The sequence below is a fragment of the Acinetobacter sp. OYA S30 genome (genome assembly GCF_033599315.1).
Classification (GTDB): domain Bacteria; phylum Pseudomonadota; class Gammaproteobacteria; order Pseudomonadales; family Moraxellaceae; genus Acinetobacter; species Acinetobacter baumannii.
The window spans coordinates 52,409-67,802 of record NZ_JAWVAV010000006.1 but is presented as its reverse complement, the minus strand read 5'-3'; the positions used below and the strand labels follow the sequence as shown (position 1 = coordinate 67,802).

Annotated in this window: 13 protein-coding genes; 3 read left to right on the top strand and 10 right to left on the bottom strand. The window is 35.7% G+C overall.

The window, feature by feature from the left end; all coding sequences use genetic code 11:
* Window positions 1-317: 317 nt before the first annotated feature.
* Window positions 318-1,760, top strand: coding sequence for a glucose/sorbosone family PQQ-dependent dehydrogenase (locus R5R67_RS04890; RefSeq protein WP_001032862.1), 1,443 nt, complete (start codon window positions 318-320; stop codon window positions 1,758-1,760).
* 54 nt (window positions 1,761-1,814) lie between these two features.
* Here R5R67_RS04890 and R5R67_RS04885 read toward each other — a convergent pair whose 3' ends face one another.
* The 4 genes from R5R67_RS04885 to R5R67_RS04870 all read right to left on the bottom strand — a co-directional run bounded on the left by R5R67_RS04885 (window position 1,815) and on the right by R5R67_RS04870 (window position 5,956).
* Window positions 1,815-2,258, bottom strand: coding sequence for a universal stress protein (locus R5R67_RS04885; protein WP_000120225.1), 444 nt, complete (start codon window positions 2,256-2,258; stop codon window positions 1,815-1,817).
* Between the two features lie 125 nt (window positions 2,259-2,383).
* Complete coding sequence (locus R5R67_RS04880) at window positions 2,384-4,477, bottom strand: GGDEF domain-containing protein (protein WP_000203149.1); 2,094 nt, start codon at window positions 4,475-4,477, stop codon at window positions 2,384-2,386.
* A gap of 607 nt (window positions 4,478-5,084) precedes the next feature.
* Window positions 5,085-5,300, bottom strand: coding sequence for a hypothetical protein (locus R5R67_RS04875; RefSeq protein WP_001129188.1), 216 nt, complete (start codon window positions 5,298-5,300; stop codon window positions 5,085-5,087).
* A 191-nt stretch (window positions 5,301-5,491) separates the two neighbouring features.
* Window positions 5,492-5,956, bottom strand: coding sequence for a MarR family winged helix-turn-helix transcriptional regulator (locus R5R67_RS04870; protein ID WP_000163427.1), 465 nt, complete (start codon window positions 5,954-5,956; stop codon window positions 5,492-5,494).
* A 631-nt stretch (window positions 5,957-6,587) separates the two neighbouring features.
* On the opposite strand from R5R67_RS04870, the gene R5R67_RS04865 reads away from it, so the two are divergent.
* Window positions 6,588-7,094, top strand: coding sequence for a PEGA domain-containing protein (locus tag R5R67_RS04865; protein ID WP_000734807.1), 507 nt, complete (start codon window positions 6,588-6,590; stop codon window positions 7,092-7,094).
* A 47-nt stretch (window positions 7,095-7,141) separates the two neighbouring features.
* Here the strand turns inward: R5R67_RS04865 and R5R67_RS04860 are convergent, their stop codons facing one another.
* From R5R67_RS04860 to R5R67_RS04845, 4 genes are all read right to left on the bottom strand, one after another.
* Window positions 7,142-8,860, bottom strand: a complete 1,719-nt coding sequence (locus R5R67_RS04860) for a fructose-specific PTS transporter subunit EIIC (RefSeq protein ID WP_001192475.1) — start codon at window positions 8,858-8,860, stop codon at window positions 7,142-7,144.
* Window positions 8,847-9,794 carry a 1-phosphofructokinase gene (gene pfkB, locus R5R67_RS04855; RefSeq protein ID WP_001062798.1) on the bottom strand — a complete coding sequence of 316 codons (948 nt, stop codon included), beginning with the start codon at window positions 9,792-9,794 and terminating at the stop codon, window positions 8,847-8,849. Before pfkB ends, R5R67_RS04860 begins: the two co-directional genes overlap by 14 nt.
* Before the next feature lie 14 nt (window positions 9,795-9,808).
* Window positions 9,809-12,667, bottom strand: coding sequence for a phosphoenolpyruvate--protein phosphotransferase (ptsP, locus tag R5R67_RS04850; RefSeq protein ID WP_000880348.1), 2,859 nt, complete (start codon window positions 12,665-12,667; stop codon window positions 9,809-9,811).
* 224 nt (window positions 12,668-12,891) lie between these two features.
* Window positions 12,892-13,752 (bottom strand): alpha/beta fold hydrolase, encoded by an 861-nt coding sequence (locus R5R67_RS04845; RefSeq protein ID WP_000361715.1) that lies wholly within the window; start codon window positions 13,750-13,752, stop codon window positions 12,892-12,894.
* A gap of 137 nt (window positions 13,753-13,889) precedes the next feature.
* Here R5R67_RS04845 and R5R67_RS04840 point away from each other — a divergent pair, with 137 nt between their 5' ends.
* Window positions 13,890-14,345, top strand: a complete 456-nt coding sequence (locus tag R5R67_RS04840) for a hypothetical protein (RefSeq protein ID WP_000365974.1) — start codon at window positions 13,890-13,892, stop codon at window positions 14,343-14,345.
* A gap of 33 nt (window positions 14,346-14,378) precedes the next feature.
* Here the strand turns inward: R5R67_RS04840 and R5R67_RS04835 are convergent, their stop codons facing one another.
* Window positions 14,379-14,624, bottom strand: coding sequence for a hypothetical protein (locus R5R67_RS04835; RefSeq protein ID WP_000949688.1), 246 nt, complete (start codon window positions 14,622-14,624; stop codon window positions 14,379-14,381).
* Window positions 14,625-14,883: 259 nt separating this feature from the next.
* Entirely contained in the window at window positions 14,884-15,303 is a 420-nt protein-coding gene (locus R5R67_RS04830; RefSeq protein ID WP_000838059.1) for a GlcG/HbpS family heme-binding protein, read from the bottom strand.
* Window positions 15,304-15,394 lie beyond the last annotated feature (91 nt).

Below are 15,394 nucleotides of genomic sequence, written 5' to 3'. Positions count from 1 at the left end.
TGGATCTTTTAACTATGTGATATGTATATTTTTATAGATTGAATTGTCTATTTGAGTATTAAATTTTACTTTTCAATTACTTTGTTAAAGCTTTCTTTCAAATTATTTATCATTAAAAATGAGATCAATGATTTATAAGGCAACTTATAAGATATTCATTTGTTTTGAATAGCTACTTTTATGCAACAGAGCCTTGCAGAAATTTGGATTTTAATAAATGAGCTAATCATCATAATACAAAAGATATAGAGAACGTATACAAACCAATGTTTCCAGCGGTTTAAGTAACTCTTTAGAAAACTTTATAAGGTGGAACTATGAATAAACATTTATTAGCAAAAATCACTCTTTTAGGTGCTGCACAACTATTTACGTTTCATACGGCATTTGCAGATATACCTCTGACACCTGCTCAATTCGCAAAAGCGAAAACAGAAAATTTTGATAAAAAAGTGATTCTGTCCAACTTAAATAAACCACATGCTTTGTTATGGGGACCAGATAATCAAATTTGGTTAACCGAACGTGCAACTGGCAAAATTTTAAGAGTAAATCCTGAATCTGGTAGCGCAAAAACAGTATTTCAGGTTCCTGAAATTGTGAGTGATGCTGATGGGCAAAATGGTTTGTTAGGCTTTGCTTTTCATTCTGACTTTAAACATAACCCTTATATCTATATTTCAGGCACTTTTAAAAATCCAAAATCTACAGATAAAGAGTTACCTAATCAGACGATTATTCGTAGATATACCTATAACAAAACTACAGATACATTTGAAAAGCCTATTGATTTGATTGCAGGTTTACCGTCATCGAAAGACCATCAGTCTGGTCGTCTCGTCATTGGTTCAGACCAAAAAATCTACTATACGATTGGTGACCAAGGCCGTAATCAGTTAGCTTATCTGTTCTTACCAAATCAGGCACAGCATACTCCGACTCAGCAAGAGCTCAATAGTAAAGACTACCATACATATATGGGTAAAGTATTACGCTTAAATCTGGACGGCAGTATTCCTAAAGACAACCCAAGCTTTAACGGAGTAGTGAGTCATATCTACACTTTAGGGCACCGTAATCCACAAGGTTTAGCATTTGCTCCAAATGGAAAGCTTTTACAATCTGAGCAAGGGCCAAATTCTGATGATGAAATTAACCTTATATTAAAAGGTGGTAACTATGGCTGGCCAAATGTAGCTGGTTATAAAGATGACAGTGGTTATGCCTATGCAAACTATTCGGCAGCAACCAATAAATCACAAATTAAAGATTTAGCTCAAAATGGGATAAAAGTAGCAACAGGTGTTCCTGTGACTAAAGAGTCTGAATGGACTGGTAAAAACTTTGTGCCGCCTTTGAAAACTTTATATACGGTACAAGATACCTATAACTATAATGACCCTACTTGTGGTGAGATGGCATATATTTGCTGGCCAACGGTTGCTCCGTCATCGGCATATGTATATACGGGAGGCAAAAAAGCGATTCCAGGGTGGGAAAATACATTATTGGTCCCATCTTTAAAACGTGGGGTGATTTTCCGTATTAAATTGGATCCGACATATAGCACGACTTTGGATGATGCTATCCCAATGTTTAAAAGTAATAACCGTTATCGTGATGTCATCGCTAGTCCAGAAGGTAATACCTTATATGTGCTGACTGATACAGCGGGGAATGTACAAAAAGATGATGGTTCAGTCACTCATACTTTAGAGAATCCTGGTTCTCTCATTAAATTTACATATAACGGTAAGTAACTTATTTCAAAAAACCCAGCTATATAGCTGGGTTTTTTATGTAAAGGTTTAGATTTATTCAGTTACGACCAATACTGGCACATGAATTTCTCCTAAGAGTGCTTGAGTTACACTTCCTAAGAAGAACTTTTTAAAACCTTTTCGCCCATGAGAACCAATCACTAATAAATCAGCTTTTAGCTCAGTTGCTGCTTTGATGATTTCTGTATGAATTGTTTGACCTTCAACAATTTTGGTTTCAACAGAAATTCCATGTTGGCTAAATTGTTCTTTAGCTTGATCTAAAATGCTCTGAATCGAAGCTCTCGCTTTATTAAAATAATCTTGCGCAATTTCTGTACTATCAATAATTTCAACTGAAATAAATGGATCAATAGTGAGCGCATATACCAAAGTAACTTTACTACTAAAGGCTTTAGCAAGACTTGCAGCATGATTAACAGCAATAAGTGAAGTAGGAGAACCATCGACCGGAACTAAAATATGGTGATAACTCATATATTGCTCCTTATTGTCTTGTGACAATATTTATTGTTGAAGAACCTAAACTTGTTATCGTTATGGTTATATTATCGCCAATTTTATAATTTTTATTGTTTGTTTTTAGTGTGTAAGGTAAATGATTAATTCATAGAATAGTGACTTTCTAGATAAGCCTGACCCTGTTTAAGAATAGAGATCACCTGATTAGCATCAATAGCTGATTCAAATAAAAAACCTTGCCCTATGTTGTATCCAAATTGAAGAAGTAATTCTTCTTGTTCTGGTGTTTCAATACCTTCTGCAATTAATCCGAGTGAGAGATTTGGAGCAAGTAAGCCAATTGCCTGAACAATTGCATAAATGGATGGATCATGTTGCATCTTTTGTATAAAGCTACAATCAACTTTTAAGCAATCAATTGGATAGTCTCTTATATGTGTTAAAGAAGAGAAACCTGTTCCGAAGTCATCTAAAGCAATGCGTACCCCATGTTGTTTTAGTTTATTGAGTGCGCGAATAACATATTCAGAACCACGGTCACCCAGCATATGTTCAGTAACTTCTATTTCAATTAAATGGGTAGGAATTTCAAGTTGATTAATCTTTTTTAATAAACGTTCAGCATAGTTATCTCTTAAAAACTCAACCGGTGCGGCATTTAGAGAAACAGGAAGCGGCTCAAAACCTAACTTTATCCATTTAGCAATATCATGCAAAACTTGTTGTTGCATGATTTCACCAATTTTACTGGCTAAATCGTAGTCTTTAAAAGCTTCAGCAATCTGAGAAGGCAAACCTCTTTGGGCCGAAGTCGTATGCCAGCGGAGTAATGCTTCAAAGCCCACTACAGCATGAGTTTTTAGATCGACTTTGGGTTGATAGTAGGGCTGAATGGTATGATGACGAATAAGCTGGCGAGCAATGTTGAGTTGAGAGGCGATTGCCTCGGTTAACTGCATCATACTTGGGTTATACATACGTATGCCGCCACGACCACGGGCTTTTAAGTCATGTAATGCCATATCGGCACAACTTAATAAGCTCGATTGATCAACTGCATCTTGAGGATAAATGGCGCAGCCGATGCTCATGCCGCCGTTGAGCACATTCCCAGCATATGTAATGGGTTGATTGAGTTGTTGAAGCAATACTTCAGCAAGTTCACGAACATCATTCTCATTTTCTAAATGGCTAACAATAACTGCAAACTCATCACCACCTAATCTGGCAACTGAACATCTTTCAGGATCTACGCACTGATTAAAACGTTTAGAAAGTATTTTTAATAAGTGGTCACCAGCACTATGACCTATAGTGTCATTAATATGCTTGAAATGATCTAGATCAATTAAAAGTAGCCCTACACTAGTTTGGGTTTCTCTTGAGTAGGCTAGGGTGCGTTTTAGTTGTAGCTTAAATGAACGTCTATTAAATAATCCTGTGAGTTCATCTCTCTCGCTAATATCTCTTAGACGGTTTTCGGTAAGATACTGTTGAGTGACATTTCGCGAAACACACAATATCTGAATAATTTCGCCGTTTGTATGTTGAATTGGGGTAAGCATGTTATCCCAATATTCTGGATCTTGATTTGGTAAGCAACTCATGCCAGCGAATCGGGCCACTTTACCCTGTAAGGCTTTTTTTAAGGCAACTCTTCCGCGTTTACGAATATGGGGTGGTAAAAGATCTAACCATCGCATACCGAATTTTTTTTCATCTACAGGTATACCTAATGCAAGGCATCCTGATTTATTCATATGAGATACAGTGCCATCTGTATTTAAAACCTTAATACAATCGACACTGATATCGAGCATTTGATTTTGTATATCGATATCTTTTCGTAAGCTTTGCTGCTCTTGTATATCTTGGTCAATATCTAGAAAACTAATAAACCATTCATTTTCTTGAGAAGATTCATGGTATTTCGACAATTGAATAGAAATTTTACACCATCGATAATAATGGGTTTTATGCAAAAGACGGCATTTAAATTCAATTCTTGATCGGAGTCGTATCGCATCTAACCATTTGTTTTTAACTTCTTCTAAATCGGCAGGGTACACGAAATCTAGCCATTGTTGAAACAATGGAGGAGAAGTATCGCGCCAGTACTTTGTGCACTCCGTATTGCAGTATAAAATTAAGCCTTTTTCATCACTGACCCAAGTCGGTAAAGGAAACTGCTCAACAATAAAATGCTTTTGGGTAGTGTTCGACATTGAAGTCATAACATGCCTAAAACTGCTGAAGAGTTAAACTATTTATAAACTGTATTGTAATAGTTGTGTCGTCACCACAAAAGCTATAAAAAATTAATATTTGATGTTTTTTTCGTCTCGAATAAAGGTTTTTTTTAAAATGAAAATTTTATTAATCATCTATGCATATGTTATTTATTAACTTTTAATCTCCTAAAGATTATGAAATGTAGAATTTTAACTTGAAAAAATTATGCGTATTTTTGTAAAAAACTTGTTAAAACAGTTGTTTATAAAATTCAAATAGAGTTTTTTATAAAAAATTCATACATCAAAAACATTTTAACTCGTGAAGAGTTAATTAATTTAAATATTTATGAGAAAAAATTTATAAAGAAAAAGCATTTAAGTTATTAGAGGTTAATACAATAAATACTATTAACTTTACAAAAGTAATATAAAATAAGGTCTTATATTATCGTAGAATTCTTTTCATCAAAAAGGATATATAATTCCTTTTTGTGCATTTTATAGCCTACATTTTCCCCAAGATGTAGGTTTTTTTTATGTCAAAATTTTATTATTTTAATTTTATTTAACTTATTAAATTATAAATAAAAAAAGCCATGGAGGCTTTTTATACGGTTTCCGGTTTTTTCAACTGTTGTTGAATGTAGAGGTTCATATAATACTGCTCTATATAATCGTCAGCATAATTGTTAGCTAATGTCTTAGTAGCTACCTGTTCATGCTTGCTGTAACAGTTAGTTTCTAAATCTTTTTCAAGTACCCACCATTGACGGTTAATACGACGTACTTGAAACTTATCACTTTTATATTTTCTTTTAGCCATTTTTTCCTAAAATTACGTTAGAGATATTAAGAGAGAGTTTCTACTGGAGTTGAAGGAACAAGTCAACAAGCATAGTGTTTAATTGATTACTTTATGAAGTCTATATTCCTGTAAACATAAGAGAAAATAATAAAAAAAGCTCTCATGAGAGAGCTTGAGAATTAATCGTTTTAAAATGTTAAAAACAACTATTATCGAGAAAGATTTTTTAAAAGCAATTTTAAGCTTTCCATCATTTTTTCTAGTTGAAGAGGGGTGATACCTTCGAATGATTGTTCAAGTACTACACTCGTTAGATCATTAATTTTATTAATCATTTCTGTACCACGTTCGGTAAGATATACACGTGTAATACGACCATCTGATTGACAAGAATAGGTTTCAACTAAGCCTTCATCTTTTAAGCGATAAACAATTTTAGTGGTAGTCGACATTTTTGAAATAATCATATCAGATAGTTCTGATACGCTAGCGTGAGGTTTACTACTTAGCGCAAGCATAATACGTCGACGTGAATTATCTAGGCCATATTTTTTGAGGGCATTATCAATATTTTGAACATATTGAGCATGGACCTGAGTAATCCAATAATATGGAAAATCTTCAAGAGTGAAAGATTCTGTTGTAGGTAAAAAACGCGCATACTTCTTTGTCATTGACTTTTCCCCATACCTTGGTGGATCGCATTTTATGAAACTTATTTTAATAGTGGAAAAATATAGTTTCACTAAGCAAGTTATATCAGGACTTTAAGTCATGAGCAAAATTTATATTGTTTGATTAACAAGGACAAAATATAAATTTTCCTCTTCTGATAAAACTTATTCCTTACCGTTTATTTGAACTTGGCTACTCGCTTGGTCGTAAAATGAACGATATTTGTTAGCATGAGAATCGTAGAAAAAAAAACTCGTTTTGAACGTGACATTTCTATCAAAATTTTTTGTCTACAAAGTCATAACTTAAAAAAATAAATCCATTCAACAAGTAAATATTTAAATTAATCATATGCTTAAATTATTTTTTGAAGATGAAAATTTACCATACATTTAACATGATTGATCAAATATTAGAGAAAATTAACTAATAAATGGATTTATATTATTGAATTTACTAAATTTTTAAATATTAATTTTACTGTTCAAAAGAATCATGATTTACGAATGTATTTTAATTAAGGAATTGTTTAATTGTTAATCTTTTGAATTGTATGTTAATTGTTATTTTTTGTTTATTTTAATATAGTGCGTTTTCAAATAACGATAGATAAATTCTTCTGGATTAATGATGAAAAAATTACTAATTACTTCTATGGTAGCTTTAACGATAGGGTTAAATGGCTGTGCAAGCATCATTACAGGTTCTTCACAAACACTTACTTTTACAAGTGTGCCTGAGTCAGCAACTATTGAGATTAAAAATCGTAATGGGGTAAAAGTCCATACGGGGCAAACACCTGCTACCGTTAGCTTAAAAAAAGGTGCCGGTTATTTTAAACCAGAAAGTTATCAAGTATCTTTCAGTAAACCTGGTTATCAAACTAAAACGGTAGAAGTTACAGGTACTCTTAGTGGCTGGTATTTAGGTAATATTATTTTTGGCGGTTTAATTGGGCTTTTAATTGTGGATCCAGCTACTGGAGCAATGTATAAGTTGGCACCAAAAGATATAAATACAGTATTAGAAGCTCAAAATTTAGTAGGAGAAGCTAAGCAAAAGCCCACGCTAACAGTGATGCTGGCTCAAGATATTCCTGAGCAAATGATGGCCCGTGCAGTACAAATTAATAAATAAAAAAATAGTAATAAAAAAGGGAGAATTTATATTCTCCCTTTTTTAAATTATGAGTTTGTTAATAATTTTTCTTCTTGATTCTTTTTAATGATGGCATAACTTACTCCCGTTACGATACTTCCAGCCGTAATTGCTGCAAGATACAACCACGCATGATTGATTGCATTCGGAATCAGTAGTACAAATACACCGCCGTGTGGAGTCACAAGCTCACAGTGAAATAACGCAACTAATGCACCAGTTACTGCACCACCTAAAATACACGTTGGAATAACACGCATTGGATCTTTTGCTGCAAATGGAATTGCACCTTCTGAAATAAAGCATAAACCAAGCACAAACGCAGCTTTACCTGCATCTTTTTCACCAGTACTAAATTTATTTCTAGCGAGGAAAGTTGCAATTGCCATCCCAATTGCAGGAACCATACCGCCTGCCATCGTGGCTGCCATTGGCATATAGGTATTGGTGGTAAGTAGTCCGACTGTAAAAGCATAAGCAGCTTTATTGATTGGTCCGCCCAAATCAATACACATCATACTTGCCAGAATAATTCCCATTAATACAGCATTTGTTGTGCCCATGTTGTTGAGGAAATCTTTCATTAACTCAAAAATATGTGCTACAGGTTGACCTACCACATAGAACATAATCAGTCCAACAGATAATGTTCCTAATAATGGAATAATCAAAATGGGTTTTAGAGACTCTAAGCTAGTTGGGAGCTTAACTTTTTTAGCAATAAATAACGCGATATAACCTGCAAGGAAACCAGAAACAATACCGCCTAAAAAACCTGCTTGTAACTGTGCTGCCAATAATCCCCCGATTAAACCTGGCGCAAGACCGGGGCGATCTGCAATGGAATATGCAATATAACCCGACAGCATGGGTACCATGAGGGTAAATGCTGCTGCGCCAATCTGTTTTAATATGGCTGGCAGACTACCAGCTTGTTCTGCTGCATTTAGGCCAAAACATAAAGAAAGTGCAATTAGCAAGCCACCCGCAACAACCATAGGTAGCATATAAGAAACGCCAGTTAATAAGTGTTTATATACACCAACTTTTTCAGTTTTATCCTTATTTTCCGTTGTTGCTTGCTGTTTACCTTGTTCTAAAACCTGAGCATTAGCAATTGCCTCAGCAAAAGCCTTGTCGGTTTGTTTTAAAGCAAAACCAGTGCTACATCTATAGACACGCTTACCTATAAAGCGGTCAGTGTTGACTTCAATGTCAGTAGCAAGAATAACAATATCGGCATCAGCAATCGCTTGAGGTGATAAAATATTCTTCGCACCTACAGAACCTTGAGTTTCTACATCGATTTGATACCCAAGTCTTTCTGCACCTTGTTGTAACGCTTCAGCTGCCATAAATGTATGGGCAACTCCAGTTGGGCAAGCAGTAATGGCAACAAAATGAGTTGCGGTATTTGAAGCTTGCTTAGGTTTTTGTTCCCACTCATTTGCTGGTTTTGAGTGTTCAAGTGCCGTTAAAAGTGCTTTGTCTGCATCATCTTTAATATCTTCAATAGAAACTAAAGATAAAGCGTTTTGACCAAAAATATTTAGATTTTTAGGTTGCTGTCCAATAATAATGACATGATCAAAATGATCGCTTGATTCAAACTCATCGAGTGAAATGACACTATGTTTATAGCCGTGTTGGGTTGCGACTAAAGCAAGTTTACGAGCCAAGATTAAAGCATTGACTTGCTGTTGCGGACTATTAGTGACAAATAATAAATGTTTAGCAGTTTGCATCAGATTCACTCAATGAATTGATAATAGTTTGTGCTTTTAATTGGTTTAGAACCTCAGAAGTAGGGATTCGAAAACCAATTTGTGTTACAGCATGGCTTGCAATGGCTGTCGCAGTTTTTAAGGTCTCTTCAGGAGGCATTTGGTTAACAAGTCCATGGATCATGCCGGCTAAGAGTGAATCACCAGCGCCTACTGTACTTTTTACGATAACTTTTGGTGCTTGAGCATGTAAGGGATGAGTGGCGTGTAACCAATTTACGCCATCTTCACCCATTGAGATAACCACATGCTCAATATTGGTTAAGCTATCAAAAAGTTTTCTTTGTTCAGCATAGCTTGTTGCAGGACGTTGATAACTTTCAACTAACTCATCGGTATTCGGTTTGATCATCCAAGGTTGACACTCAATTGCAGCAACCAATGCTTTACCACTGGTATCTAGGGCAACTTTCTTATTATTTTTTTTGATCAGTTGAATAAGTTGTTGTAACTCATCAATACTAAAACCTTGCGGGAGGCTACCAGCTATTGCAACAACCTCGACTTGTGGTAACAGAGCTTCAATCTTATTAAATAGCCTTTGTTTGTCTGTTTCAGAAACAAAGAAACCTTTGCCATTTAAATCTGTCATCCGCCCAGAATGCTCAGCAATTTTTATATTTTGACGTGTTTCACCATCAATATAAATAAACTCAGGTTGAAATTGAGCTTGTGCAAAATGTGTATCGAAAATTTGTCGATTATGCTCACCTAAAAAGCCGGTTACGATTACATCATGACCTAAGTCTTTTAATACTTGAGCAACATTAAGACCTTTGCCAGCCGCATGAATTTCTACCGACTCTTGTCGGTTCACTTCTCCTACTAATAACTCATTCAGTTGAATGGTTACATCAATTGCAGGGTTTAAAGTAATTGTTAAAATTTTAGCCATTACTATTCCCAATCTTATAAGTCTTGTTCAGATAGCTGGCGCACAGCAGGGGCGCTATCGCATATTAAAGCTTGTTGCGCAAGCTTGTGAGCATGGCTATAACTTAGTGTACGGATTTGAGCTTTTACTAAAGGAATGCTATTTGGGGACATACTCAGTTCGTCTACGCCTAATCCCATGAGAATAGGTACAGCTTTCGGGTCTGCTGCAAGCTCACCACAGATTCCTACCCATTTGCCATGTTTGTGGGCAGCTTTTACTGTTTGATCAATCAAATTAAGAATACTTGGATGTAATCCGTCTGCTTCCCCAGAGAGTATTGGATGGCCTCGGTCAATCGCTAAAGTATATTGGGTCAGGTCATTTGTGCCGATACTGAAAAAGTCGACTTCTTGTGCAAGAACCGGTGCAAGTAAAGCAGCAGACGGAACCTCAATCATAATACCAACTTGTAAATTGTCACATGGATGTTGGGCTCTTACTTCGTCAAGAATTGCTTTGGCTGCACGCCATTCTTCAACGCGTCCAATCATAGGGAACATAATGCGTAACGGACGATTATCAGATGCTTTTAGTAGAGCGGTTAATTGCTGTTTTAAAAGCTCAGGGCGTCTTAAAGTTAAACGAATTCCTCTTAACCCTAAGAATGGGTTTTCTTCTTCAGCAATTGGTAAGTAAGGTAAAGGCTTATCACCGCCTACATCTAATGTACGTACTACAAGCGGGCGACCTGCAAGTGCATCTAATACAACTCGGTAATCAGCCTCTTGAACAGCCTCATTAGGTGCACTGCTATGAGACATAAAAACAAGTTCGGTTCTAAGTAGGCCAATTGCTTCAGCACCACATTCTACTGCTTGTGCTGTCGCTTGAACTTTACCCAAATTGGCTGCAATTTCGATTTGGTGTTGATCTAAGGTAATTGCTGGCTCGTGGCTATGGCGTTCAGCTTCTTCACGAATTTGACGCTGTTGCTCACGCTCTTGCTTGGCTTGTTCGATTTGCGCTGCATCTGGATTTAAAACAAAAGTTCCAGTATCACCATTAATAAGTAAAGTGCTTTTCGGATCAATTTCTAGGACTTGTTCACCAGCACCCACAATAGCTGGAATGCCTAAAGCACGTGCGACAATTGCACTATGCGCACTTGCACCGCCTATAGCAGTTAGAATACCTGCGACTCGGTCTTTGTTGAGACGAGCGACATCACTTGGCCCCACGTCATGCATGATTAGAATATAAGGCTCTTTTGGCTCTTCAATAACCACTTCACCACATAATTGGGTTAAAACTCTGTCACCAATGTCACGTAGATCTGTTGCGCGTTCAGCGAGTAAACGATCTGTTAGAGCTTCCTGTGCTTTAGCTGCAGCTTCAATATGTTCATGCCACGCAGCTGGTGCTGATAAATTTTGATAAATTTTTTGATATACACCATTAATTAAATCAGGATCATCAAGCATTTCTAGGTGAGCTCGAAAGATTTGTTTAATTTCAGAGGCATCAGCTTTGGCTATGACTTGGTGAATATTGTTTTTTACTGCATGTAGGGCAATATCTAAATTTTCTTTCTCGACTTTTACGCCTGAACCCATACGTTCATATTGATAAACCTTTGGTTTAATCACATGGACAGGTCCAAAAGCTAAGCCACTTGATGCTGCAATTCCCGTATTGTTACCCAATGTCGTAGCATTTGATATTACCGTTTGAGCAGGGAGCTGGTCAGGTGTTTCACTGGTTACAGGTAGCGCTTCAATTTCTTCACCTAAGCCTTGCTGTACTGCCAAAATAACTTGATCTAAAGCCTCTACGGCATCGGTTTCTGGCTCAGCGATAAAACGTAGAGTTTGGCCACGCTTACAACCTAACGCTAAAAGACGAGTTAAACTTTTGGCAGAAACAAAGCTACCATCGTCTACTGCAACTTGGATGTCGCCTTGAAAGGTTTTTGTAAGATTGACAAGGTGTGTAGCTGGTCGGGCATGTAAGCCGTGTGCATTTGCCAGTACTACTGAACGTTGAGGCCAGTCCGGAACAACGTCAGCTCCAATAATTTTTGCAATTTCGTTTGGAGTTTGAGTTTTATCTAGCTCGGCAACTTGCTCAGGGTTAAATAAAATATCAATTAAACGATTAAATCTTTCATTATCGAGTTGGTCATTGGCTGCTATACAAACGAGGGTGTTCAGCTTTTTACCATTTAGCTCTAAAGCCTGTGATGGTTTAGTAATGCTAATAGCGGGTTGCTGAACAAAGTGATTGCTAGAAATGGACCAGATTTGATCTTGCAGTTGAATAGCTTGTTCTGGATCAAGTGAGCTTAGAAAACCACATTTTACAAAATTATGTTTTTTGAGTGTTTGAGAAGCTGCCCAAAATAAATCTTCGATATCTTGTGCGTCGATTTCGGTTTGAATAAGATTTTCATGAAGCGCTAAGGATAATGGCTGAGCTTGTAGTAATTCGATAATCTGCTCAGGTTTAGAAGCATTCTTTACTTGTTCGCTGACGTCATGCATTAATGCACGAGTAAGAATTTGCAAAACTTGCAAATGTTCATCAGATTTTGCTGCAATCACTACAGCTAAATAAATTTTATTTTCTCCATCCCAGATCACACCTTCGGGGAAATGGGCTAAGCGGATACCTGTTTTTAAAATATATTCACGTGATTGAGGAGTACCGTGAGGAATGGCAATGCCTTGGCCTAAATAAGTCGCGCTTTGTTGTTCACGATTGATGAGTCCCGTTATATATTCAGGCGTAACTAACCCATCTTTTTCTAATATATCTACTAGACACTTTAATGCATGTGTTTTATCAACAGCATGTTGATTCATATGAATATGTTGAGGCTCTAGTGCTAGCATAATTATCCTTGAACAATTTCTTTGGCTTTAGCTAAAACAGAAAAAAAGAAGCTGTTTGCATTAAACAAGTAAATATACCTGTTTTTTGACAACAGCTTCAGATGAATTACCTTAGCAGAACTTTAACGGTATATCGACGCATTTAAGTAAAAAGCTGCTCGTTTTTAATACAAAAAAACCTCTAAGCCGGATTACTGACTTAGAGGCGAAAATAAAAGCAGTGATTAATGTTTAATTTCTTGTTCTAAAATAGACCAGAGTTTTTGATGTGATTTTTTAAATAACAACATATGGCCAATTGATTTATAGCCTAAATCTTTTGGGCTAAGTTCAATCATTTTTTTATTTGCATTTGGATATAAACTTAATAATTCTTGTACGTTACGTTTGGTTGCAATCTCATCATCATCAGCCCAAATAGCCGTAATGGGACATTGAATATCTGAATGAAAATCATGAAAAATCGTCTTGCCTATGGCGTTTTTTACATATCCGGGACGGCTACAAAACTCTCGCCATTGTTGAGCAACTTTTTTAGGTAGGTTTTCTCCCATACCAATGAATTGAGTTGCTCCATAACCTTTAACAAGACTAGAAATAGGGAAGATAAGATTAAACATAACTGGCGCTAAAACCTTGGTTTTTCCTTTAAGGCCTTTAATATGTCCAGTTGAACCTGCAACCGTTATCACTTTTGCGACTTTATTATAGTTAGGTATGACTCCTAGTAGTTGTCCGCCAGCACTATGTCCAATAAGAATAACTTGATTTGCTTTCGTTTTTATTAATAAAGCATCAATTGCAGCAGGAATATCAAGTGTTCCCCAGTCGGTAATACTTGCGGTACTTTGTTTTAAAGCTCCATGTAGGGACTCGCCAATACCACGGAAGTCAAAACTCAATACATCATAGCCTTGTTGGCTTAACCACGTTGCGAAAGAGTGATAAAAGTTTTTAGTTATACCTGTTGCTGGACAAATCAGGATAGGGTATTCAGCTTTCTTTTCTTGAGCAGGATAAAATTGAGCTGCAAGCTGATAACCATCTTTACAGGTGATCCAAAAAGATTCAAAAGTCTTATCCATAGATTTAAAGTTAATTTGCTAATCATTTACCTTAATGTACATGAGTTCTGAAAAGGTACTTGATTAAAATGTGACTATAAAGTCAAGATTTATGTTATATAGCTCATCAAATTTTAATAAAACGAATAATGGAAATTATGGATTTATCGAAAGCTGTACAGCTGGCTATTGTCTTTAGTGGCGTCTTTTTATGGATAGGAATGTTAACTGGAGTATGGAAATATTGGCAAATACGCCGTTCCGAATTAAGCCGCGCACATTATTATGTAGATATTGCACATAGAAGCAGTTTGCTTTATGCAGCAGCTACACTTATTCTGGCTGTATTGAGCTATTTCACGATTTTAAATGAAGATATTGCTTTATGGTGTGTATTGGCAAATATACTGTTTTTTAGTTTCTCAATTTTAGTTTATATCATCCACGGATTTTTGCAGGATACGACCAATCAGTTTAAACAACCTCATAGGTTAGGGCATTTCAGTTTACCTACATGGTTGATGACGTTTATGATGTTTGCTTTAATTATTACTGAGCTATTAGCAACTGCTATTTTAGTGATGGGGACAATTTTATTGTTTTTAAGCAAATAAAAATGGATGATCGCTCATCCATTTTTAGAATTCTTATTTCTGTTGACTAAGTCGTCTTTTAGCTAATTTTCGCATTTTGTGGTCAACAAAGGCCCATACACAAAATACAAAAGAAACAACCATGGCATACATAAAGTATTCGGGTTTCAGATTCCCTTTAATCATACCTTGAAACAGTAAAGTCAGCATAAGAGCAAGCGTCGTTACTCCATAAACAACTGAATCTTTGCTGTTCAGAGTGTTAATGAAGACTTGTTTGTTGAAATGTAATGATAACATCTCCATCCCTCCTTGTGGTTGCGCTAAAACCGAATGTTTTAGTCAAGAATAAGTTTAATGTTGTACTTGTATTTTTAGCTTAATTCAATAGTCAATAGAAAATTTTTTGAACAGTTTTATAAAAACTTCTATGTTTATAAATGGTTAAGGTATTAAAAAAGTAAATATTAAACATTTTTGTATAAAATAATTACTTTTTTAGAAAAGAGAAATTATTTAAATGAAAAGTGTAATAATTTCTCTGTTCTTTAAATTTGCTTTAGCTACTTTGTTTTTTTAAAAAAACATCAATAGCGTGTTGAGCAATTTCAGCATCTTCAAAAGATTGAACACCTGAAATACCAATCGCGCCTAAAATCTGGCCTTCATAAATAATCGCTTTTCCGCCTTCTAGCATACCTTTAGCACTTGGCATACTCAAGAAACCAAGGCGACCATTTTGAAGAAGCTCTTCGTAAAATTTTGAAGGACGACCGCTCATTGATGAGCATTTAGCTTTTTCTAAGCAAAGATGTGTGGTGAGAGGAGAAGCGCCATCTAGACGTTTCATAAGTAATAAAGAGCTTGTTTCATCAACAATGGCTATACTGACTTTAAAGTTGTGTTCAATTGCATATTTCTGAGCTTCTTCCATTAAAAACTCAGCATCTGCTAATGTTAAATAATATTTACTTTTCATTTATGCTCTTCTTTCCTGAGTAAGCTAAAAATTATTTTAGTGTAATATTACAGTAAAAATTAATTATATCTATAGTCGAATTGTCACTAAA

Bases quoted from the DNA above. Each gene is read 5' to 3' on its own strand.
- R5R67_RS04875 (WP_001129188.1), bottom strand. From the start codon at position 5,300: ATGGCTAAAAGAAAATATAAAAGTGATAAGTTTCAAGTACGTCGTATT.
- R5R67_RS04885 (WP_000120225.1), bottom strand. From the start codon at position 2,258: ATGAGTTATCACCATATTTTAGTTCCGGTCGATGGTTCTCCTACTTCA.
- R5R67_RS04880 (WP_000203149.1), bottom strand. From the start codon at position 4,477: ATGACTTCAATGTCGAACACTACCCAAAAGCATTTTATTGTTGAGCAG.
- ptsP (WP_000880348.1), bottom strand. From the start codon at position 12,667: ATGCTAGCACTAGAGCCTCAACATATTCATATGAATCAACATGCTGTT.
- R5R67_RS04840 (WP_000365974.1), top strand. From the start codon at position 13,890: ATGGATTTATCGAAAGCTGTACAGCTGGCTATTGTCTTTAGTGGCGTC.
- R5R67_RS04845 (WP_000361715.1), bottom strand. From the start codon at position 13,752: ATGGATAAGACTTTTGAATCTTTTTGGATCACCTGTAAAGATGGTTAT.
- R5R67_RS04890 (WP_001032862.1), top strand. From the start codon at position 318: ATGAATAAACATTTATTAGCAAAAATCACTCTTTTAGGTGCTGCACAA.
- R5R67_RS04835 (WP_000949688.1), bottom strand. From the start codon at position 14,624: ATGTTATCATTACATTTCAACAAACAAGTCTTCATTAACACTCTGAAC.
- pfkB (WP_001062798.1), bottom strand. From the start codon at position 9,794: ATGGCTAAAATTTTAACAATTACTTTAAACCCTGCAATTGATGTAACC.
- R5R67_RS04870 (WP_000163427.1), bottom strand. From the start codon at position 5,956: ATGACAAAGAAGTATGCGCGTTTTTTACCTACAACAGAATCTTTCACT.
- R5R67_RS04865 (WP_000734807.1), top strand. From the start codon at position 6,588: ATGAAAAAATTACTAATTACTTCTATGGTAGCTTTAACGATAGGGTTA.
- R5R67_RS04830 (WP_000838059.1), bottom strand. From the start codon at position 15,303: ATGAAAAGTAAATATTATTTAACATTAGCAGATGCTGAGTTTTTAATG.
- R5R67_RS04860 (WP_001192475.1), bottom strand. From the start codon at position 8,860: ATGCAAACTGCTAAACATTTATTATTTGTCACTAATAGTCCGCAACAG.